General features: G+C 67.6%; 18 protein-coding genes and 1 pseudogene. 4 read left to right on the forward strand and 15 right to left on the reverse strand.

Going from position 1 to position 21,145, the window contains the following annotated elements:
- Nucleotides 1–65: 65 nt before the first annotated feature.
- From BW981_RS14825 to BW981_RS14840, 4 genes are all read right to left on the reverse strand, one after another.
- Complete coding sequence (locus tag BW981_RS14825; RefSeq protein WP_076440576.1) at nt 66–1,451, reverse strand: tetratricopeptide repeat protein; 1,386 nt, start codon at nt 1,449–1,451, stop codon at nt 66–68.
- A gap of 83 nt (nt 1,452–1,534) precedes the next feature.
- Nucleotides 1,535–2,728 (reverse strand): OpgC family protein, encoded by a 1,194-nt coding sequence (locus BW981_RS14830; RefSeq protein ID WP_076440513.1) that lies wholly within the window; start codon nt 2,726–2,728, stop codon nt 1,535–1,537.
- Nucleotides 2,728–4,320, reverse strand: coding sequence for a thiamine pyrophosphate-binding protein (locus BW981_RS14835; RefSeq protein WP_076440578.1), 1,593 nt, complete (start codon nt 4,318–4,320; stop codon nt 2,728–2,730). The genes BW981_RS14830 and BW981_RS14835 overlap by 1 nt, the downstream gene beginning before the upstream one ends.
- Nucleotides 4,321–4,448: 128 nt before the next feature.
- The gene (locus tag BW981_RS14840) at nt 4,449–5,231 is read right to left on the reverse strand and encodes a CE1 family esterase (RefSeq protein ID WP_083712381.1); all 783 of its coding nucleotides are present in this window, start codon (nt 5,229–5,231) and stop codon (nt 4,449–4,451) included.
- 245 nt (nt 5,232–5,476) lie between these two features.
- Here BW981_RS14840 and BW981_RS14845 point away from each other — a divergent pair, with 245 nt between their 5' ends.
- On the forward strand, nt 5,477–6,046 hold the full coding sequence (locus BW981_RS14845; RefSeq protein ID WP_076440516.1) for a sigma-70 family RNA polymerase sigma factor: 570 nt from the start codon (nt 5,477–5,479) through the stop codon (nt 6,044–6,046).
- Between the two features lie 76 nt (nt 6,047–6,122).
- Entirely contained in the window at nt 6,123–6,764 is a 642-nt protein-coding gene (locus tag BW981_RS14850; RefSeq protein WP_076440518.1) for an NrsF family protein, read from the forward strand.
- 192 nt (nt 6,765–6,956) lie between these two features.
- Here BW981_RS14850 and BW981_RS14855 read toward each other — a convergent pair.
- From BW981_RS14855 to BW981_RS22620, 9 genes and pseudogenes are all read right to left on the reverse strand, one after another.
- Nucleotides 6,957–7,366, reverse strand: a pseudogene (locus BW981_RS14855) (arsenical-resistance protein); the annotation flags it as partial.
- Between the two features lie 68 nt (nt 7,367–7,434).
- Complete coding sequence (locus BW981_RS14860) at nt 7,435–8,670, reverse strand: MFS transporter (protein ID WP_076440580.1); 1,236 nt, start codon at nt 8,668–8,670, stop codon at nt 7,435–7,437.
- On the reverse strand, nt 8,670–10,052 hold the full coding sequence (locus BW981_RS14865; RefSeq protein WP_076440582.1) for an NAD(P)-binding domain-containing protein: 1,383 nt from the start codon (nt 10,050–10,052) through the stop codon (nt 8,670–8,672). The genes BW981_RS14860 and BW981_RS14865 overlap by 1 nt, the downstream gene beginning before the upstream one ends.
- A gap of 42 nt (nt 10,053–10,094) precedes the next feature.
- Nucleotides 10,095–10,418 carry an ArsR/SmtB family transcription factor gene (locus BW981_RS14870; protein WP_076440584.1) on the reverse strand — a complete coding sequence of 108 codons (324 nt, stop codon included), beginning with the start codon at nt 10,416–10,418 and terminating at the stop codon, nt 10,095–10,097.
- A 237-nt stretch (nt 10,419–10,655) separates the two neighbouring features.
- The gene (locus tag BW981_RS14875; RefSeq protein WP_076440520.1) at nt 10,656–11,522 is read right to left on the reverse strand and encodes a flagellar motor protein MotB; all 867 of its coding nucleotides are present in this window, start codon (nt 11,520–11,522) and stop codon (nt 10,656–10,658) included.
- A 27-nt stretch (nt 11,523–11,549) separates the two neighbouring features.
- Complete coding sequence (motA, locus tag BW981_RS14880) at nt 11,550–12,407, reverse strand: flagellar motor stator protein MotA (RefSeq protein WP_076440522.1); 858 nt, start codon at nt 12,405–12,407, stop codon at nt 11,550–11,552.
- A 313-nt stretch (nt 12,408–12,720) separates the two neighbouring features.
- On the reverse strand, nt 12,721–13,725 hold the full coding sequence (locus BW981_RS23670; RefSeq protein ID WP_076440524.1) for a cupin domain-containing protein: 1,005 nt from the start codon (nt 13,723–13,725) through the stop codon (nt 12,721–12,723).
- A gap of 11 nt (nt 13,726–13,736) precedes the next feature.
- The gene (gene pdxA / locus BW981_RS14890) at nt 13,737–14,732 is read right to left on the reverse strand and encodes a 4-hydroxythreonine-4-phosphate dehydrogenase PdxA (protein WP_076440526.1); all 996 of its coding nucleotides are present in this window, start codon (nt 14,730–14,732) and stop codon (nt 13,737–13,739) included.
- 17 nt (nt 14,733–14,749) lie between these two features.
- Nucleotides 14,750–15,148, reverse strand: coding sequence for a four-carbon acid sugar kinase family protein (locus BW981_RS22620; RefSeq protein WP_139333774.1), 399 nt, complete (start codon nt 15,146–15,148; stop codon nt 14,750–14,752).
- Between the two features lie 295 nt (nt 15,149–15,443).
- On the opposite strand from BW981_RS22620, the gene BW981_RS14900 reads away from it, so the two are divergent.
- Together BW981_RS14900 and BW981_RS14905 are read left to right on the forward strand one after the other, a co-directional pair.
- On the forward strand, nt 15,444–17,621 hold the full coding sequence (locus BW981_RS14900) for a TonB-dependent receptor (RefSeq protein WP_244560339.1): 2,178 nt from the start codon (nt 15,444–15,446) through the stop codon (nt 17,619–17,621).
- On the forward strand, nt 17,621–18,772 hold the full coding sequence (locus tag BW981_RS14905) for an ABC transporter substrate-binding protein (RefSeq protein ID WP_076440530.1): 1,152 nt from the start codon (nt 17,621–17,623) through the stop codon (nt 18,770–18,772). The genes BW981_RS14900 and BW981_RS14905 overlap by 1 nt, the downstream gene beginning before the upstream one ends.
- An 81-nt stretch (nt 18,773–18,853) precedes the next feature.
- On the opposite strand, the gene BW981_RS14910 is transcribed toward BW981_RS14905, so the two are convergent.
- A complete protein-coding gene (locus tag BW981_RS14910) occupies nt 18,854–19,528 on the reverse strand; it encodes an RraA family protein (protein ID WP_076440532.1) in 675 nt (224 codons plus the stop codon).
- Between the two features lie 99 nt (nt 19,529–19,627).
- Nucleotides 19,628–21,142 (reverse strand): tripartite tricarboxylate transporter permease, encoded by a 1,515-nt coding sequence (locus tag BW981_RS14915; RefSeq protein ID WP_076440534.1) that lies wholly within the window; start codon nt 21,140–21,142, stop codon nt 19,628–19,630.
- Nucleotides 21,143–21,145 lie beyond the last annotated feature (3 nt).

Consider the following 21,145-nt stretch of genomic DNA (forward strand, 5'->3'; position numbering starts at 1 on the left):
CTCCTCTGGTGCAGGTCGTGGCAGGCGGCAGCGCCCGGGCTCCCGCCCGGGGCGGTCTCGAAACGTCAGTGGGCGAGGGCGAGCGGGGTCGCGGCGACGCCAAGCGCGGCGACCCGGCCGGTCTGCCCGGCGCGCAGCCGTGCAAGCCGCCGGCTGGCGAAGAGATTGTCGCCGCCGCGCCGTGCCAGCCTCTCCGTCAGGATATGGGCCGCGCGGTCATGCGCGCCTGACCGGACGAGGCTTTCGATATAGGCCTGCTCGAACAGGTCGCGTTGGGCATGGCTGCCGCCGATCGAGATGAGGCCGCTGCGGGCGGCGCCGAGAAGCCTCGCGGCTTCCTGGTAGTCGCCCGCCTGGAACGCCACCAGCCCATAGGCGGCGAGTGCGCCGCTGCGGCTGGCCTCGCGGCGCTCGACGCTGCGATGCACGAGGCCGTCCTGGGCGAGATGGTCGGCGATCGCTCCGGCCATGTCGGCTCGGCCAGCGCCCAGCAGCGCGACGGCATAGTGCAGATCGGCGAAGACGAGCCGTCCATCGGTGACGCGCTTGCCGGCGAGGTCGGCGAGCTCGTCCCACCGCGTCCCGACATCGACGCCGGCATAGCTCAGCCGCGCCAGCAGCGCCGCGCCATTGGCGATGTCGCGATAGTCGTCGGTTCGCTCGGCCCGGATGCCGTCGTCGTAGAGGCGCAGGACCTCGCGCGTCTCGCCGCGTTCCAGGCGGAACAGGGCCAGATGCCAGACCATGTGGAAGCGGAAATTGTTGGCGTGGGCCCAATGGCGTCCATCGTCGAGCCAGGCGATGCCGTCATCGACGCGCCCCGTCATCTCCAGCACATGCGCCACCGCATGGCGCCCCCAGGCATCCCGCGGCGCGAGCTCGACGGCGCGGCGCCCCTTGCGTTCCGCCTCGGCATAGAAGCCCCGCTCCTCCAGCGCGAAGGCGTGGCAGCCCGAGACATAGCCGGCGAGGGGATGCCGATCGTCGAAATGCGGGGCGACGGCTTCGAGCTTCGCCAGCATCTCCGCCTGGTCGCCCAGCATGAAGCGGATGGCGTGCGAGAGCTTCAGCGCCAGCACGTCGCGCGGATGGGTCTCGAGGATGCTTTCGAGCTTGAGGGCCGCCAGCCGGGGCTTGTCGCCGAGCCAGAGTTCGAGCGCTTCGACTACGCGGAGTTCGCGCGGCGTGATCTCGCGCTGGGCCATCGCCATCCGGGCGTGGTCAAGGCAATGCCGTGCGGGTCCTGTCAGCTCGGCCCGCGCGAGGGTCAGCAGCATCAATCCCTTCGCCGCATGGGCGAGGGCGAAATCGGGGTCGGCGGCGAGCGTCCGCCCGAGATGCTCCGGCGTCGCCGCCGCATGGGCCATCAGCGCCTCGAGCGTGTCGTTCCAGCCGAGCCGAGCGGCTTCGTTGGCGACACTGATGCGGTCACCGGAGAGGTCTTCGAACATGGTGATGGGCTCCTTGCCGACACCCTGGAGGGCGTCCCATCGGTGAATTCGCAGCGGCGCGATCAACCGTCGTTCAACTTGCTTCACGCAGCCGTGAGCCGAACCCCCGACAGGGTATCCGTCGCTTGCGTCGTGGGCGCCGCGCTCTCGGGCGGGCGTGGCGGCTTCGCCCAGGGCGCGCTTTTGAACCAGCCGACAACCTTCGCCGTCGCGAAGATCGCCACGAGGCCGGCGAGGTTGACCAGAGCCACGACGAACGCGTCCCGGCCCGCCATATCGGCAAGGACCGCGGCCAGTCGCGCAAACACGAGGCTGGCGAGGAAACAGGCGAGCGACTGCCGCCCGATGACGATGAAAACGTGGCCGATGCCCCGATCGAGCCGGGTGCGCCACGGCTCGATCAGGCTCAGCACCAGATAGGCGAGGGCGAGGAAGTGCAGGATCCGCAGCGGGTGCAGGATCGTCTTCTCGGTCTCGCCCGACAGCAGCAGGTCCCGCAACGCCTGCGCCTCCGGCCAGCGGTCGAGGATGCCCCAGAAGGACAGCGGCACCGAGAGGATCACGCACAGGGCGCTGGACCAGACCAGCCTGGCCCGGCGCAGCCCCGGCAGCGGCAGCCAGCCCATCGCGACGAAGAAGCCCAGGAAGAAGATCGCCTGCCAGGCAAACGGGTTCAGGAACCAGCCGGCGCCCGTCCAGGGGTTGCCGGTGAGGTTGAGCCCCTCGGTCCAGGCGAGCGCATAGAGCGTGACACTCAGGGCGAAGGGCAGCGCAGGATGCAGGCCCCGCAGCGCCATGACCGCCGGTACCAGCGCCAGAATGACGAGATACATCGGCAGGATGTCGAGATAATCGGGCTGCCAGCTCAAGGTCGCGAGGCCCAGCAGCGCCCGGGCCGGATCGCTCAGCAAAGGGCCGAACTGGGCGCCGAGATCGCTCCGGCCGAGCCCGCGATCCAGCGCCGCCGCGAGGGCGACCAGGGCGAGGACGAGGCCGATCTGCGCCCAGTAGATCTGCCAGAGGCGATACAGGATGCGCGCCGTGCCCAGCCACCAGCCGCGCTTGACGAACACGCCGCCGAAGGCGAGCGCGCTCGCGAAGCCCGAGCAGAAGACGAACAGCTCCGCGCCGGACGAGAAGCCAAAGCGCGCCGGGATCCAGTCGTTCCAGCTGTTGGAGGGCACATGCGCGATGAAGATGATCAGCATCGCCAGTCCGCGGAACAGGTCGAGCCGTGCGTCGCGGGTCCGCTTGGCGGAGGGCAGGGAGGAGTTCATCAGAACGCGCCCTCGTAAGCTGCGGCGTCGATCGGGCAGGCGATCAGGCTGAAGCCCTTGCGCGCGAAGGCCGCCCGCGCCTCCTGCGCGAGCTCGGCGCGGTCGATAACCGTGGCGCCGTGGCCTCCCATGGCGCGGGCGACCGCCGCAAAATCGCTCGCGCCGAAATCGACGCCCGCCCGGGCGAGCCCCATCTGCTTCTGCTTCAGCGCAATCAGGCCGAGGGCCTCGTCGACCAGCACGACGATCACGACCGGCAGGGCGAGGTCGCGCAGCGTCGAAAGTTCGCCGAGCACCATTTCGAGCCCGGCATCGCCGACGAAGCACAAGGTCGGCCGCCCCGAGCCGAGCGCAGCGCCCGTCGCCAGCGGCAGGGCGCAGCCCATCGTGCACAGCCCCGTCGACTGCAGCAGTCGACCAGGGCCGTCGCAGTGCCAGATCTGGCTGAGCAGGATGCGGTGCGCGCCGGAATCGGCGGCGGCGACGGTGCCCGCCGGCGCCGCGGCTCGCAGCGTCTCGAACACGGCATGCGGGCCCCAGGCGCCAGGGGCCGCGAAGGCGGCGCGCAAGCGCTCGCGGACGGACGCCGGCTCGCCTTCCGCCCAGGTGGCGACGGGTGCGTGACCCTCGCCGAGGCGCGCGAGAATCGTCCCGACGTCGCCCTCGAGCACGAGGCTGGCAGCGTGCATCCCATGGGCCGTCGCCTCGGCGACGATGTCGATGACCGGCTTGTCGGCCGGCCAGGGATCACGCCAGCCCTGCCGCATCTCGATGGGGTCGTAGCCCGCGAGCACGATCAGGTCCGCCTCCTCGATCAGCGGGCGCACGATCGCGTCTGCTTTCGGCGACAACCCGACCCCGCCGACGACGCGCAGATCGCCCTCCGGAACAAGGCCCTTGGCCTTATAGGTCGTGAGCAGCGGCGCGCCGGTAGCGGCCAGGAAGCGATCGAGCGCGGCGGCGCCGCTGCTGCCGACGAGATCGAGCCCCGCGAGCACCAGCGGCCGGCGCGCGGCGGCCAGCATCCGGGCAGCAGCGGACAGATCGGCGGGCACGCTCGCAAGCATCGGCGGCATGGCCGGCTGCGGGCGCGGCTGGACCGTGGCTTCCGCCACAGAGATGGGCAGGTCGATATGCACCGGCCCCGGTCGCCCGCGCCGGGCGACCGCCACCGCCTTGGCGACGACCAGCGCCTCCGTGCCCGGTGCGGCACGAAAGCTCGCCTTCACCAGGGGGCGCAGCACGGCGGCATGGTCGAAGACCTGATGGGTGTAGCTCTCCGCGAGCGCCGCATCGACGCAGCCGGTCACGAAGATCAGCGGCACCCGGTCCTGCCGGGCGTTCGCGACGACGTTGACGGCGTTGGCGACGCCGGGGCCGAGCGTCGCGACCAGCACGGGCAGCGCGCCCGTGACGTGCCAGAGACCTTCCGCCATGAAGCCGGCCGCATTCTCGTGGCGTGCCAGCCGGAAGGCGATGCCGGCGCGCCCGAGCGCGTCGACCAGGGCCAGAACCTCGCCGCCGGGAATGCCGAAGGCATGGGTCGCACCGGCCTTCGCAAGCGTGGCCGCGACAAGATCGGCCCCGCGCATGCGCCGGTCTGCATCCGGCGCCGTCGGTCCGGCGGCATTCGTCGTTTGGCAGCGCATCGTCATCCCCAGCCTGCCGCCTCCGCGGCCATGCCGGAAAGATCGTTGGCAGCCCCGCTGCGGTTACCGGTTCACGGAGACGTGATGGCCCGCGTCTCGTGGGCCGGTCTGGCGATCGCCGGGCCAGGCTGCATCGCGATGCGCCAAGCCCGCTCGACCCAGCCTGCCTCGGCGGCATGCCCGCCGGCGTGGATGCAGAGTTCGAGCAGCGCCGGGCTGCTGCAGCCACGCGCGCAGCGGCAGGCCAGCCCTCCCGGCGGGTCAGCGCGACGGATCTCGTTCTCCCACGCAGCGGTGCAGCCATCCGGCGCCAGCACGGCAAGGCTCTTGAACAGGTCGCCTTGCCGCACGCCCTGTCGAAGCGACCGCCCCGCGAGCGGGATCGTCCGGTCGGCGAGGCCGTGGACATGAATGAAGGGCGGGCGCGGCAAAGCGCAGGATTCCGGCAGGGGCTGCCAGAAGGCGCCGGCGATCGGCGCGAAGGCGGCAAAGCGCTGCGGCATCCGGCAGGCGAGATACCAGACCATCGAGCCGCCCTGCGAGAAGCCGCTCGCCACGATCCGTTGCGGGTCGATGGGGAACCGTGCCGTCACATCGGCCAGCACCTGCGCGACGAAGGCGAATTCGTCGCGGCTGCTGGCTGGCGAGCCGGGGAAAGACCAGGATCGCCCGATGCCGTCCGGCGCCACCAGCGCGGCGCCCAGGCGTCGCGCGACGATGCGAGGGCGGCATCCGAGACCACCTCTTGCGCTGAGCCGCCATAGCCGTGGAAGAACAGGATCGCACCGATCCGGGCGCTCGCTGGAATATTGGCGGGGAGCAGGATCCGGTAGCGGCCGCTCTCGACAAGGCAGCCGTCATCCTCGCAGGACGGATCCGGTGCTTGCGCAAAGCCAGGCCCGACCAGAGCCAGAAGGGCCGCCAGAACCAGAATCCATCGACGACCCATCTCGCTGCCTCCACGCCGGTTCGCAGCGCTCGCGGGCGACGCTATCGGGCGGCGCGGCCGGACTCATCCAGCGGTCACGCGCTTGTGAGGCTGCCTGCGGCATGTCACGGAGTAAGGCGCGATCAGCCTCCCCGGGACCGTTCATCCGCCTTGTCGCTCGAAGACCTCGAAACCCAGATCAGGCCCGCCTTTCTCGCCGCGCTCGCAGGCGACAATGCCGCTTATCGGCTGTTCCTGGACGTGATCGGAGCGCGCCTGCGTGGCTATCTGCGCCACATGCTGAAGCGGGCCGGTCGCAGCGAGCCGAGCGAGGCCGAGGATGTGCTGCAGGAGGTTCTGCTTGCGCTGCATCTCGCGCGTCACACCTATGAGCCGTCGAGCCCTGTCACGGCCTGGGCGCACGCCATCGCCCGCTACAAGCTCGTCGATCACCTGCGCCGCACCGGCCGGCATTCCGGCCATCTCCCGCTGGATGACGAGGCCTTCGCACTCGCCGCCCCGGAGAGCCAGGCCTCCGACGCGCGGATGGATCTTGTGCGGGCGATGGAGGGACTGCCGGAGCGAACCCGCAGGTTGATCGACCGGGTCAAGCTGCAAGGCGGCAGCGTGGCCGAGGCGGCTCGCGAAACGGGCATGAGCGAGACGGCGGCGAAGGTCGCTATCCATCGTGGCCTCAAGGCGATGGCGCGGTTTCTCACCCGCACCCGCCGCAGCGACTGAAACCGGGCGCCGGCCCTCTTGTAACCTTTTGCCGGCTCGCGGCGAATTCCTCCACGAGCTCCTTGGACGACAGGACATGCAAACCGAGCATCTGATCTCCCTGCTGAGTGCGACGGGCCGGCCGGTCGACACGGGCTGGCTGCGGCGCACCGCCTGGCTGGGCGCCGCAGCGGCGCTGGCGGCGACGCTGGTCCTCGTCGTTTCGCTGCTGGGCACGCGGCGGGATCTGGCGACAGCGCTGACGACGCTGCCGGTCCTGGCCAAGTTTGCCTTTGGCGGAAGCGTGGCGGCCATCGCCCTTGTCCTCTTCCAGCGCAGCCTGCGGCCCGGCCTGCCGGCCCGTCCGCTGCTGGTCCTGGTCGCACTGCCGGTCGCGCTGGTGGTGCTTTCGGCCATCCTCGCCCTTCTGCAGGCTCCCGTCGAGCAATGGAGCGCCCTGACCTTCGGCCGCAACTGGCGCGGCTGCCTCGTCATCGTGCCGCTGCTGGCGCTTTGCCCGCTCGGCATCTTCGCCCTGCTTGCTCGCCGCGGGGCTCCTGTCGATCGCCGCCTGACCGGGCTCTCCGCAGGTCTGGCGTCGGCCGGAATCGCCATCCTCGCCTACGCACTGCACTGCCCGGACGATACCATGCCGTTCATGGCCACCTGGTACACCTTGGCGATCGGGATCTCGACCACCATCGCGACCCTCATCCTGCCGCGCCTGCTGCGCTGGTAGGCAAGACCTCGCCCAGCGACCCCGGTCCGGGCCTTCGCTCGTCCGGCCGCGCCGATGATCGCGACCATGGCCGGCCAGCGTAACGCCCTGCTGCTGCGAAGACGTTGCGGTCGGCGGGGCTCGGGCCGAGAGCGGAGAAGCTAGCCCGCCGCCGAGGCCAATCGCGTCCACCTCATGCGCGACGACATCGCTTCAGCGAAGCTTGCCGCCTTTGACGGGCATCGAGGCGCCATTTCCCTCATACCAACCGCGGGACGCCTTGACGATCCGCACCACCGACGGCATGACCGGCACCTCGACGAGCACACCGACGACCGTCGCCAGCGCCGCCCCCGAGTTCAGTCCGAAGAGGCTGATCGCGGCGGCCACGGACAACTCGAAGAAGTGGCTGGCGCCGATCAGTGCGGCAGGGGCCGCGACGCACCAAGCCACGCCGAACTTCCGACTCAGCCGGTAAGCCAGCCCCGCGTTGAGGTAGACCTGAATGATGATGGGGACCGCGAGGAGGCCGATGACCACCGGCTGCGCCAGGATTTGCTCCCCTGAAACCCGAAGAGGAGCACGAGGGTCGCCAGCAGGGCAACGAGGGAGACCGGCTGGAGGGTTCCCAGCACCCGCGTCAGGGCGTCCGCCGGAGGCCGTCAGGGCCGCCCTCCAGGATAGTTCGAAGTCAAGGCTGCACGCGTTTCACCTTGGCGGCCAAAACGAACAATGCGACCGCCGAGAGCGTTGACAACACCACCAGCAGGAGGGTGCTGGGCAGGAGCCCGGCTCGCTCAATCATCACGGCGAAGAGGAGCGGCGCGGCGGCCTTGACGACCAAGCCGGGAGCCGAGAGTTTGCCGAGCATAGCTCCATAACCGGCCGGGCCAAAGAGGCGTAGCGGCACGGTGCCACGCACTATCGAGCTGAGGCCCATGCTGATGCCGTAGGCGATGGCAAAGAGGCCGGCGAGTGTAGCGCTCGTGCTACCGAAGGTCAGCAGAGCCAGCCCGAACGGCATCAAGGCAGCCGAGGTCCACGCGGTCGTGACCGGATCGAGCGAGGTGCCAAACAACATCTCCACCAGCCGGCCTGCGACTTGGGAGGGACCGACCATCGCGCCGATAATGACCGCCAGCGCTGCGCTCAACCCGAGCCCCTGCAAGAGCGATAGCATATGGACCGACAGGGAGGACACCACGAAGCCCTGAAGCGAGAACGCGAGGGCCAGCATGGAAAACGCGACGCGCCTTTCGTTCCCGTCGAGGTATGAGCCCGGCAGCTCCCGCGCAGCTTCGGCCGGCGGCTCTCCGGTGACCGTCTGGGGCGCGCGTGCCGGCAACAGCATCAGATGCAACGGAATGCACACGACGAACTGGAGAAGCGCATAGAGCCGGTAGATGTCGCGCCAGTCGAGCACGTTCAGGAGCGCGGTGGTCAGTGGCCAGAACAGCGTCGAGGCGAAGCCGCCGATCAGCGTAAGCTGGCTGATGGAGCGCCGGGCCGAAGTCCCTCGCGCCTGTGTCAAGGCAGTGAAGGCCGCGTCATAGAGGACCAACGTCGAGACGATCTCGAGTGCGATCATCGCTGCGAAGTAGCCGAATGGTCCCCGCGCCTCGGCGAGGCCAATAAGGGCGACCCCCGCGAGCGCCGAGCCAACCGTCATCATCAAACGCGTGCCGTGCTGGTCGATCAGCCGCCCGGCGATGGGAGCCGCCAGCCCTCCTGCCAGGAGCCCAACGGCAAAGCCGCCATAGGTCCATTCCGGTGCCCAGCCGAAGCTGTCGGTCATCTTGGGCGCGAGCACTGCGAAGGCGTAGTAGAGCGCTCCGTAGCCAATGACCTGGGTGATGCCAAGGCCAGCAATCAGTGCCAGTCCTCGGCCGCGTAAAGATGTTTGGAAGGGCAGAGACAGGCTCGGCATCAGCGCTGCGCGGCCTCCGCAGAGCAGCCGCAACCTGTCGCGCCAGCTGCCTTGGCCTTGGCATCGTCGGCGCAGCAGGCCTCAGGCGTCGCAGCGGCCGGACCGCCGCAGCAGCCTGCACCCTGAGACGGGCGCGAGACGTTGCACACACCCGTCTCGGGCAGGACAAGTTCGACACGCCGTGCCGCTTCGTGGTCGCCGGCCAGCTCCGCGATAATCGACCTGACTTGCTCGTAGCCGGTCATCATGAGGAATGTCGGTGCGCGGCCATAGGATTTCATGCCGGCGATGTAGAGCCCCTGTTCGGGCTGGCATAACTCTGCCGCTCCATGAGGACGCACGGTACCGCAGCTGTGCTCATTGGGGTCGATCAGCGGGGCCAAAGCCGGGGGGCACTCAAGGGCCGGGTCCAGCGATGTCCTCAGCTCCGAGAGGAGACCGAGGTCGGGCCGGAAGCCCGTGCTGACCACCAACTCGTCGACGAGTACATGCCTTCCGCAACAGCCGGACCCGGCGCCGATCCGGAGCTTGCCCCCGGTCTCGCCAAGGTGGGTGACGCTGAACCCCGTTTCGACCTGAACCCCGCCGTCGCTCACGATCTTCGCGAAGGCTTGCCCGAGTTCGCCCCGGGACGACAGGGCGTCGTTGGCGCCGCCTCCGAAGGACTTCGACGGGTCTGTGCCCCGCACCAGCCAGACAAGACGGGTTCCGGGTGCCTGCTGGGCGAGCTGTGAGAGGGAGAGCAAGGTCCCGATGGCGGAATGCCCTGCACCGAGGACCGCGACCGTCCGCTGCTCGTATCGCGCCCTGTCACGGCCGATGACGTCAGGCATTCCATACTGAACGCGATGGGCGACGGCGTCTTCGCCGATCGCGCGAAGGCCGTTTCCGCCCGCAGGGTTTGGCGACGACCATGTCCCGCTGGTGTCGATGACCGCATCTGCCGTCAGCGTCATGGTTCCGCCGTCGGCCTGATATCGAACTTCGAAGGGCGCCCCGTCCCGCCCTTTGGTCTTCACCTTGTCGAAGCCGAGGCGACTGATGCCGATGACCTTGGCACCCGTCCGAAGGTGGTCTCGCAGGGGCGTCAGGGCTGCGAGTGGCTTCAGGTACAAGTCCCGAAGCTCGCCGCCTGTCGGGTAGGCGCCGGGCTCAGGTGCCTTCCAACCCGCCGCGGCGAGGAGACGCCCAGCCGCCTTGTCGACGTTGAAGCTCCATGGCGAGAACAGCTGGACATGGGACCACTGCGCGACCGCATGTCCGACCTCGGGACCGGCCTCCAGAATGATCGGTCGGAGGCCGCGTTCCAAAGCGTGCGCCGCTGCCGCGAGGCCCACCGGGCCGGCGCCGATGATGGCCACCGAGTTCACCTTGTTCTCCATCATCTCGATCCTTCCAGAGATACAGAAATAAAAGGCCCGATTCTACGCGGCAGCGTCATTGCCGGCTGCGCTGCCGCAACTGGCATCAGCGCAGCATTCCTCGACGAGGAAGCCCACCAACTCATGCATGACCTCGTAGTTGGCACGGCACACCAGCGTTGTCGCCTGTCGCTCCTGCGTCACCAGTTCGACCGCCAGGAGCGTCTTCAGGTGGTGCGACAGGGTTGAAGAAGGGATGCCCAGGCTGGCTTTCAACCTGCCCACAGGGGAGCCTTGGGAACCCGCGCGGACGAGGCTCCGGTAGATGCGGAGCCGTGTTGGATTGCCGAGGGCTTCGAGGCGGCTGGCTGCCTGGTCCAAGATCATGCCGGCAGCGTGCTCTGCATAAAGCAGGGAGTCAATCTGTATTTCTAGACTAATCGAAATTACCGAAGCAGCGGAGGTGCCGCCGCCATCCGTCACGTCCTGCAGGACGGGCACGCCTTCGCGCAGCACATTGACGTCTTCGACGCAATGACACGGCGCGGTGTTCGGCCAGCGGCATTGTGTCGGCCGCCCGGCCCGCTCTCGAACGGGCTCAGCGGCAAGCCAGGCGTGCCGGCGTCAGCGAAAGAGGTTCGGGGGCAGCGGCGGCTCCGCATTGAGCAGCGTGATCGTCACCCGTCGGTTCGGCGCGATGTAGGGGTTGTCCGGGAAGGCCGGCTCGGTGTCCGCGCGGCCCGTCACGGATGCGAAGCGGTCATTGGGAAACCCGGCGCCCGACAGGACTTCGCGAACGGCGAGCGCGCGTCCGGTGGTGAGGCTCCAGGGCTCGGCGGCCGCTGCCGAGCCCGGGCGTGGCGCGGCCGTGTGGCCGGTGACGGACAGGCGGTTGGGAAGCTGGCGCAGCGTGGGCGCGAGCGCCTCCAGGACAGCGCGGGTGCGGTCGTAGGGGCGGACCGAGCCCTCCGGGAACATGGAGCGGCCGGAGTCGTCCACGAGGGACACGTTCACCCCCTCCTTGGTCTGCTCGATCACGATGTTGCGCGACATCTCGGCGATTTCCGGCATCTTCTGGAGGGCCTGCCGGATGCTGGCGATGGCGCTGTGGTTGGCCTGCTCGTCGGCAGCCGGGCGGCTGACCTCACGGTCGCTGCGGCCCGGGCTTGACCGGCGCGCTTCCTCCTGGCCGGCAACACGCTTGGCGGTGTCGCGCGGCGCCGAGGATTTGTTGCCCGAACTGTCAAGGGCGGTTCCCCACAGGATCCCGCCAGCGCCACTGGTGCTGGGGCTCAGAGCCGACGGCGCGAAATATTCCGCCAGGCCGACTTTCTGCTCCTGCGTCGTCATGCTGATCAGCCACATCAGCAGAAAGAACGCCATCATGGCGGTCACGAAGTCCGCATAGGCGATCTTCCAGGCCCCGCCATGATGGCCATGGGCGGCCTTCTTGATCTTCTTGATGATGATCGTCTGGTTCGGCTCGGCCATCGATTCCTGCTCGGCTTTAGGTCAGATCTAGGCGGGCGAGTTGGCGGTTGCCGCTTCGACTTCGGCGAAGGTCGGGCGAACGTCGGTCATCAGCGCCTTGCGGGCGAACTCCACCGCCATGACCGGCGGCTGGCCGGCGATATGGGCGAGCAGTCCAGCCTTGAGCGACAGGTAGTATTTGGCTTCGGCCTCGAAGGTGGCCTTGAGCGACGCGGCCATAGGCGCGAAGAACCCATAAGCGACGAAGACGCCGAAGAAGGTGCCGACGAGCGCGCCGCCGATCAGGTGGCCCAGCACCTCCGGCGGCTCCTTGATCGCACCCATCGTCTTGATCACGCCCAGCACGGCGGCGACGATGCCGAGGGCCGGCGTTCCGTCGGCGAGCGATTGCATGGCCGCAACGACGCGCTCCTGCTCCTGGTGGTGCGTCTCCAGCTCCTCGTCCATGAGGGCGTCGATCTCGTGGACGTTGTTGGCGCCCATCGTCAGCATGCGCATGTAGTCGCAGACGAACTCGACCGCGTGATGGTTGGCGGCGAAAGTCGGGAAGGCGTTGAACAGCGAGGAGTTGTGCGGATTTTCAATATGCTCCTCGACGGCGAGCATGCCTTTCTGCTTCACGAGCTTGTAGAGCGAATATTGCATCCCGAGCAGCTCGACATAGCATTCCCGCTTATATTTGGGGCCTTTGAAGATCGTGCCGAACATCGAGGGCACGGCCTTGAGGACCGGCCCGGGGTTGCCGATGATGAAGGCGCCGATCGCCGCACCGAGGATGATGACGAACTCGAAAGGCTGCCAAAGCACCTCGAGATGGCCGCCCATGGCTGCGTAACTGCCGAAGACGCAGACGAAGACGATGATTGTGCCGACGATCAGCCGCATGGTTGCCACCTTTGGGCTGCGGCGATTACAGCCCGCGCGAAGCCACTACTGCTTCGACAAATTACCGACCGGAGTTAATGGCGAGTTTAGAGCGCGGAACCGAGGGGCTATCGGCGTCGGATCTGCCTTCTCGAAGGCCCTCGCCGCCCTCAGCGCGGCAAATGACTTCCCGACGAGTGGGCGCCTGCAATCAGTCAAGGGGCAGCCGCGCGGGACGGTCGAGCGGCGAGCGGTGACGCTGATGCGCATAGGGTCCCTGCGCTCGGCCGCGTCTCATTGGCGGGGAAGCGTTGATCCTCGGCTTAGGGCTTTTTTACGCGCCCACGCCCGCCCCGATTACGACCGCCTCGCACATCCCCCCGATACCGACGGTCCGATGCTCGACCCCGTGAGGAACGACGATGAACTCGCCCTCCTCGATCGTCTCCTCACGGTCGCGGAATGTCATCAGCAATGTCCCCTTGTGAACGAAGACGAGCTTGTCGTCGTGGAGCTCGAAATTCCATGCCGACTGGCCGGCGAACCGGGCGAGCCTGATCTGCATGCCGTTGATCTCGCCCGAGATCACCGCAGAGCCGGACGCCGGCAAGCCCGAGAACGAGGCGGATAGGTTGCTTTTGCTGAAGGGCGAGAGGTGGTTGTTCAGCCGCGCCACATCGCGAATGATGGCGGAGAGCTGATCCGGCACGCTCATGCTGTCGGCCGGATATTTGCCGTCGAGCGCGGCGGTGCCGATGGTGAAGCCGGCGGCCCCGCACTCCTTGACGATGGCGATGCGCTCGGGCGTGTCGATCGAGCCCGCGATGTAGACCGGCTTCGAGACGGCTGAGCAGACGGCCTTCATCAGGGCCGGCGCATCTTCCTTGGAGCGATAGGCCAGAAGATCGAGCCCATGCACGCCGGCACGGGCGGCAAGCGCCGTCGCGCTTTCGGCGATCTCGTCGATGCTGCCTTCAAGGACGCTCGGATGCCCGGCGATCCGTCCGGGGAAGGGGCAATACTGGACCGGGGCGCCGGCGACGACCGGCAGGACGTCATCGGCCCGTGTGCCGCCGAGCAGGACGTCGACGCCGATCTCGAGCGCCGCCCTGGCCGAGGCGATCTCGCTCTCGCGGTCCAATGAGACGACCTCGAGATAGGATGTCGCCCCGCCGGCCTTGATCGCCGCGTTCAGCGCCTTGAGTTGCGCGATCGGCAAGCCGATATCCTTGAAGCCGATATGGCGGACGCCGAGACCGAGTGCCGTCTGCAGTTGCTGCGCGGCGTCCTCGACCGTGCGGTCGTTGCGCGTCAGCATGAAGATGAAGCGAAGTCCCATGGCGCGGCCTTTCAAGGATGGCTGATTGCCCGCGCGGCGACGAGGCGCCGCGCATAGGCCAAGGCGGTTTCGAGAGAGGCTGGGTCGGCGATGCCGCGCCCGGCGATGTCGAAGGCGGTGCCGTGGTCGGGGCTGGTGCGGACGAATGGCAGGCCCAGCGTGATGTTCACGCCCTTTTCCAGGCCGAGATACTTCACCGGGATCAGGCCCTGGTCATGGTATTGCGCCACGACGACGTCGAAGCGGCCATTGCGGGCCTGCATGAAGACTGTGTCGCCGGGCCAGGGCCCGCTGGCATCAATCCCCTCGGCGCGGGCAGCCGCGATCGCCGGCGCGATGATGCGGATTTCCTCGTCGCCGAAAAGTCCGCCCTCGCCGGCATGCGGATTGAGCCCGGCGACGGCGACCCGCGGCGACGGAATGCCGAGCGCGAGGCCGCCCTCGTGAGCGAGCCGGATTGCCGACATCTGAGCGGCGAAATCGGCCTGGTCGATCGCGGTCCTCAAGGATGTGTGGATCGTGACCAGTACGGTGCGGATGTCATCGTTGGCGAGCATCATCGCCACGCGCTCCGCCCCGCCATGGTCTGCCAGGATCTCGGTGTGGCCGGGGTATTTGATCCCGGCCCGCGACATCGCCTCCTTGTGGATCGGCGCCGTCACGATGCCGGCGACCGCCCCCGATTTGGCAGCGGCAATCGCAGCCACGATCGCATCGAAGGCGGCCTGACCGGAGATCGCGCTGATTGCGCCCAAGGGCGGCGGTTCAGTGATCCGCGTAACCTCGACCACCTCGATGCAGCCGGCCTTCGGCTCACCGGCACCGGGGCCGTCGATCTGCCTGACCTCGAGCCCAAGACCGAGCCGGCGGACGATGTCCTCCATCACCACGACGCTGCCATAAATGACGGCGTGTTCGTCGCCCTTCGCCAAGGTCTTGGCGACGATTTCGGGGCCGATCCCTGAGGCATCGCCCATGGTGATCGCGAGAGGCGCGGGTTTGGTCATGCGGTTTCTCGAAGTCCTTATGGCAACTCTCGGCGCAGCCGGGCGGCGGCGCGACGCAAGGTCTCGTCGTCGCCAAACCCACCTGCTTTCATAGCCAGGAGCAGCGGCCACCCGCCGGCGATCGCTGCTCGCTCGGCAGCCTCGGGCGCCGACAGCGAGCGGGCGCGGCTATCGGCTGCGATCACCGGATAGTCCAGTTTCGGCCGGCGCAAGCGGCCGATCGCGGCCGGCATGCCGCGCATGACGAAGGGAGCGGCACCATCCGCGGTGCTGGAGAAATCATCGGCAAGAATCCCTATAGTGGTCGGCCGTCCATGTCTCATGATGCGATCATCAGGGCAGATCACATCGGCGAAAAGCGATAGTTTCGCCGAACTTTCGCTCCGGTCGGGTGAACCGGTGCTCAGGCGAGCCATACAACTGCGGTCCGAATGGCTCCGAGAGCAGATCCGAGCGTTTTCTGCAGATGACGGGGGCCGCTTGACGCTCCAGAATCTCGAAACATATCAAGTGATATAAAGTATTTATCCGTACAAACTTGATATACTAATTCGACTAATTCCAATGTAGCGATGTATTCAGGCAACATAAGCCCCCGTTTCTGATCTGATTATTCCGAGATCGTTGACAGAAATATCAAAAAACAACCAAGGACCTCGCCATCGTCGGTTAAATTGGAAGCATGGGGTTCGTATGACGTCGAATTCGCCCTTGGTTGCATCGGTCCCCCACGACCGAGTTCGCCGGCCGGAAGCAACGGCCTGTGCCGCAGCGGCGATCCTGGCCGGCTTCTCGCTGGCCTGCGGACCGGCGGCGGCGCAGCAGGCCACCAGCCAGGTCCAGCTCGACGAGATCGTGGTGGAAGGCGCCGGCGGCAAGGGCGTCGCGCCGGCCTATGCCGGCGGCCAGGTGGCGACCGGCGCGCGCCTCGGCGTGCTCGGCGACACCGACACCGGGAAGGCCCCCTTCAGCGTCACCAGCTATACCGAGCAGTTCGTCCGCGACCGGCAGGCGCGGACGGCCTCCGAGGCGCTCGCACTCGACCCGTCCGTGCGCGCGACGCAGGGGACGAACGCGCCCTTCGACTCGCTCTATATCCGCGGCTTTCCCTTCAACGAGGGCACAAGCGGCGAGTTCGCCTTCGACGGCGTCTACGGCGTCGCCCCCAGTTTCCGCGTGTTCTCGGACTATGCCGAGCGGATCGAAGTGCTGAAGGGTCCCTCGGCCGCCATGACCGGCGTCGCGCCCAATGGCGGCATCGGCGGCGTCGTCAACGTCGTTCCCAAGCGGGCGGGTGGGGATCTGACGCGCTATACGGTGAACTATGGCTCGAATGCCCGGTTCGGCGGGCAGCTCGATCTCGCCCGACGCTTCGGCGCCAACCGGGAATGGGGCGTGCGATTCGTCACCAGCCTGAACGACGGCAGGACGGCCGTCGACCATCAGAAGGAGCAGGCGGGCGTTGGCGCGCTCGCGCTCGACTATCAGGGCGAGCGCTTCCGCGCCTGGGCTTACGGCGTCGTCCAGACCGACCGCTTCAATGCTCCGTCCCGCCCTTTCTTCATGGCCGCGGGAGTGCCCGTCCCCAAGGCGCCGGACGGACGGCGCAACGTCACCCAGCCCTGGGAGTATTCGGATGTCGACGATCGCGGCGGCCTGCTGCGCATGGAATATGACCTGACCGATCGGGTCACCGTCTTCGGCAGCGCGGGTGGCTCGCACACCGGCGTCGAGCGTTACTTTGCCTCGGCCCCGACGGTCACCAGCGCCTTCGGCACGACCAGCACCGCCCCGCAATTCTACGGGCTGGGGGTCGATCGCCAGACCTATGAGGGCGGCATCCGAGCCAAGTTCGAGACCGGCTTCATCCGCCACGCCGTGACGTTGCAGCTGTCCCGCTATGTCGAGGAGACGTCCCGTGAGTTCGCCGCGGCGCGCGGATCATATGTCTCGAATCTCTACAATCCGGTCGGCGTTCCAGCGATCGCGCCCCTGCGCATCGGGTCCCGCCCGCGCCTGTCCGACAGCACGCTGACGGGGCTTTCGGCGGCGGATGTGCTGTCGGCGCTGGACGATCGCATCCTGCTGACGGTCGGTCTGCGACGGCAGACCATCAAGGCGCACAACTACCTCTCCAATGTCGGCACCTTCGCCTCTGCCTACGACAAGAGCGCGACGACGCCTTTCGCCGGCCTCGTGGTGAAGCCGTGGGAGCATGTCTCCTTCTACGGCAATTATGTCGAGGGGCTGAGCCGCGGCGACATTGCGCCGGCGACAGCCACGAATGCGGGAGAGATCCTTGCGCCCTATGTCGCCAAGCAGATCGAGGCGGGCGTGAAGCTCGACGTCAACGGCTTCGGCGGCTCGCTCGCAGCCTTCCAGATCACGCGCCCCGTGGGTGAGCTCAGCCCGGCGCGCCGCTTCTCCGAATCCGGGGAGCAGCGGGTCAGGGGCCTCGAGTTCACGACGTTCGGCCAGGTGACGCCGCAGCTGCGCCTGCTCGGCGGCGCGACGCTGTTGGACGGCGAACTCACACGGGCCGCCGCCGCCGCCAATATCGGCCATACGCCCATCGGCGTGCCTCGCGTCCAGCTCAATCTCGGTGCGGAATGGGACCTGCCCTGGATCAAGGGCCTGACCCTCAACGCCGCGGTGATCCACACCGGCAAACAGTTCGTCGATGCGGCGAACACGCAGTCGCTGCCGGACTGGACGCGCCTCGATCTTGGACTGCGCTACGCGACGGACATCGCCGGCCGCAAGACGACCTTCCGCGCCAATGTGGTGAACGCGACCGACGCCAAATACTGGGCCGGCGCGGCCTCCTTCGGCACGTTCACGCTCGGCGCACCGCGGACCTATCTGGTCTCCATGTCGATGGATCTGTAATGGCACCGCGCGGTCTGTCGCGCCGGGGACTGCTCGGTACCATGGCCTTCGGCGCCTCGCTTGCTCTAGTCGGCGCAGCGCGGTCCCAGTCCTTTACCGTGACCGACATCCTCGGCCGGCAGGTGGCGCTGCGCCTGCCCGTCCGGCGGGCCCTGCTGGGCGAGGGCCGCCAGATCCATGCCATCGCGGCGCTGGAGGGGCGCGCCGCATTCACACGCATCGCGGGTTGGGGAGAAGACCTGGAGAAGGCAGATCCGGACAGCTACCGCGCCTATGTCGAAGGTTTTCCGGACGCCGGCCGGCTGCCGAAAGTCGGCAGCGTGGCTGCGGGGAGCTTCGATATCGAACAGGCGGTCGCCCTCCAGCCCGACGTTCTGATCCTGAACCAGGAAGCCGAAAGCGCGAGCCGGGACGCCCGGCTTGTCGAAAAGCTCGGCCGAGCCGGCATCGCGGTCGTCTATATTGATTTTCGGCATGCGCCGTTTCGGAATACGGATCCGTCGCTGCGGCTTCTGGGGCAGCTCTTCGGCCGCGAAGAGCAGGCCGAAAGCCTGATCGCTTTCCGCAACGGGCAGATCGCGCGCGTGACCCGGCCGATCGCAGCGATACCGGACCTGCAGCGCCCGCTGGTGATGGTGGATCGCATTCCAGGATATTCCGATGGCTGCTGCATGAGTTTCGGAAGGGAGAATTTCGGCCTGATGGTCGAGATGGCCGGAGGCCGCAATCTCGGCTCGGAGCTCCTTCCTGGCACCTTCGGCACCATCAACCCCGAAACGATCATCGCTCGCGATCCCGACGTCGTCATCGTGACGGGCGGCAACTGGAACCTGCTCGCACCGGGCGGGAACTGGGTCGGCCTCGGCCCGGGTGCCGATCTGGCCATGGCGCGCGGCAAACTCGAAGCGCTTGCAAGGCGTCCGGCCTTCGCGCAGGGCAAGGCCGTGGCCGAGCAGCGCATCCATGCGATCTGGCACCAGTTCTACAACAGCCCTTACCAATTCGCGGCGCTTCAGCGCATCGCCCGTTGGCTGCACCCCGAACTTTTCCGTGACCTCGATCCGGACGAGACGATGCGCGAGCTCCACGAGCGTTTTTTGCCGATCCCCTATCGACCCGGATACTGGGTCGAGTCGAGCGGTAGCCAGTAGCCGCTCGAAGGCCGCGGCGGTGCAAGGCCGATCTGTGTTTCAGGCGATTGTCATCGACGGGTGGGAGCCGCCTGGCCGCCATCAGGGTTCGATGTCGCAGCCCAGGCGCGCGAGCGTTGCATCAATCCAGCTGCGATCGTCCTTGCCCTGCTCGATCGCCGCCATCTTCTTTTCCTCTGCCGCATGCTTTCGGGAAGCGGCCTGGTAGATCTCCTCGGCATGATCGAAGGGGACGGACAGAAAGCCGTCGTCGTCGCCGATGACGAGATCGCCGGGCTCGATCACCATTCCGTCGATGGCGATCGGGACGTTGATCTCGCCGGGGCCGTCCTTGTAGGGCCCGCGATGGCTGATCCCGGCGGCGAAGATCGGCAGCTCGTTTTGCCGGATCCAGGCGCAGTCGCGCACTGCACCGTTGAGCACGATGCCGGCGACGCCGCGCATGCGCGCATGGGAGATCATGAGCTCGCCGATCAGCGCGTTGGTGAGGTCGCCGCCGCCATCGACGACGATGACGTCACCGGGGGCGGCGAGGTCCAGCGCCTTGTGGAGCATCAGATTGTCGCCTGGACGGGTCTTCACGGTGAGCGCCGGACCGGCCATCCCGCCGCCACGGTGCAGCGGCCGCAGCGAAGCCCCGCCGGCGCTCATGCGCGACATGGAATCGCTGACATTGGCGACGGGGACCGTGCGGAAGCGCGCGACGAGCTCGGCATCGACCTGGCGGCGGCGCTTGAGGATGCGAAATCCGATCATGGGATGTCCTTGGTTGTCGAGGCTGGCCGGCGTGGCGAATGGGCCGGCGCAGCTGCTGGGTGAACGACGTTCTGCGAAGGATGGGTCGTGTCGGCGCGCTCAGATCGCGCCGGCCTCCTCCTGGTCGACGCGGGCTTTGCCGCGGCGGATTGCGGGCAGGGCCATGCTGATGAGCAGCAGCAGCGAGATCACCAGGAAAGTCAGGCTGATCGGGCTGCGAACGAACATCGAAAGATCGCCTTCCGACAGGAGCAGAGCCCTGCGGAGGTTCTCTTCCATCATCGGGCCGAGCACATAGCCGAGAACCAGCGGCGCGGGCGGGCATTTGAGCTTTGCGAGCACATAGCCGAGCACGCCGATCGCCGCGCAGAGGTAGACGTCGATCGCGCTGTTGTTCAGGCTGTAGTTGCCGAGCGCACAGAACATCACGATCGCCGGGAACAGCCAGCGATAGGGAATGCTGAGCAGCCGAACCCAGAGTCCGACGAGCGGCAGGTTCAGCGCGACGAGCAGGGCGTTGCCGATGAACATGCTGGCAATGACGCCCCAGAACAGTTCGGGATTGCGGGTCATCACCGATGGGCCGGGCTGGACGCCGTTCATGATCAGGGCGCCGAGGATCAGGGCCATCGTCGCGCTGCCTGGAATGCCGAGCGTGAGCGTCGGGATGAAGGCGGTCTGCGCGGCGGCGTTGTTGGCGGCTTCCGGCGCGGCGACGCCCTCGATCGCGCCCTGGCCGAAGCGGGACGGATCCTTCGCGAGCTTCTTCTCCAGCATGTAGGCGGAAAAGGACGAGATCGACGGGCCAGTGCCCGGCAGGATGCCGAAGAAGGAGCCGATGGCGGTGCCGCGCAGCGTCGGCAGGAAGGAGGCTTTCAAATCATGCCAGCTCGGCATCAGGCCGCCGACCGTCTTGGTGAAGACCTCGCGCGTCTCCTTCTGCTCCAGATTGAGGACGACTTCCGAGATCGCGAAGATGCCGACCGCAAGCACGGTGAAGCCGATGCCGTCGGCGAGCTCCGCAAGGCCGAAGGTGTAGCGCTCAACACCCGAGTTCACATCGGTTCCGGCGAGCCCGATCAGCAGGCCGACCACGACCATGGCCAGCGCCTTGACCATGTCGCCATGGCTCAGCACCGACGCGGCGACCAGGCCGAGCACCATCAGGGCGAAGTAGTCTTCGGCGCCGAAGCGCAACGCCCAGGAAGCCAGCGGCACGCCGAGCGCGACAATCAGCAGCGTGCCGACGCAGCCGGCGACGAAGGAGGAGAGTGCCGCGATCGCGAGAGCGGCGCCGGCACGGCCGCGGCGCGCCATCTGGTAGCCGTCGAGGCAGGTCACCGCGGACGAGGTCTCGCCGGGCAGATTGACCAGGATCGCCGTGGTCGAGCCGCCATATTGCGCGCCGTAATAGATGCCGGAGAGCATGATGACGGCGGAGACCGGCGGGAGGCCGAAGGTTATCGGCAGCAGCATCGAGATCGTCACCAGCGGGCCGACGCCCGGCAGCACGCCGATCAGGGTTCCCAGCAGCACGCCGAGGAAGCAATAGGCCAGGTTCTGCATCGACATGGCGACGCCGAAGCCGAGTGCGAAATGATCGAGGATCTCCATGGC

Source organism: Allobosea sp. TND4EK4 (genome assembly GCF_900156025.1).
Classification (GTDB): Bacteria; Pseudomonadota; Alphaproteobacteria; order Rhizobiales; family Beijerinckiaceae; genus Allobosea.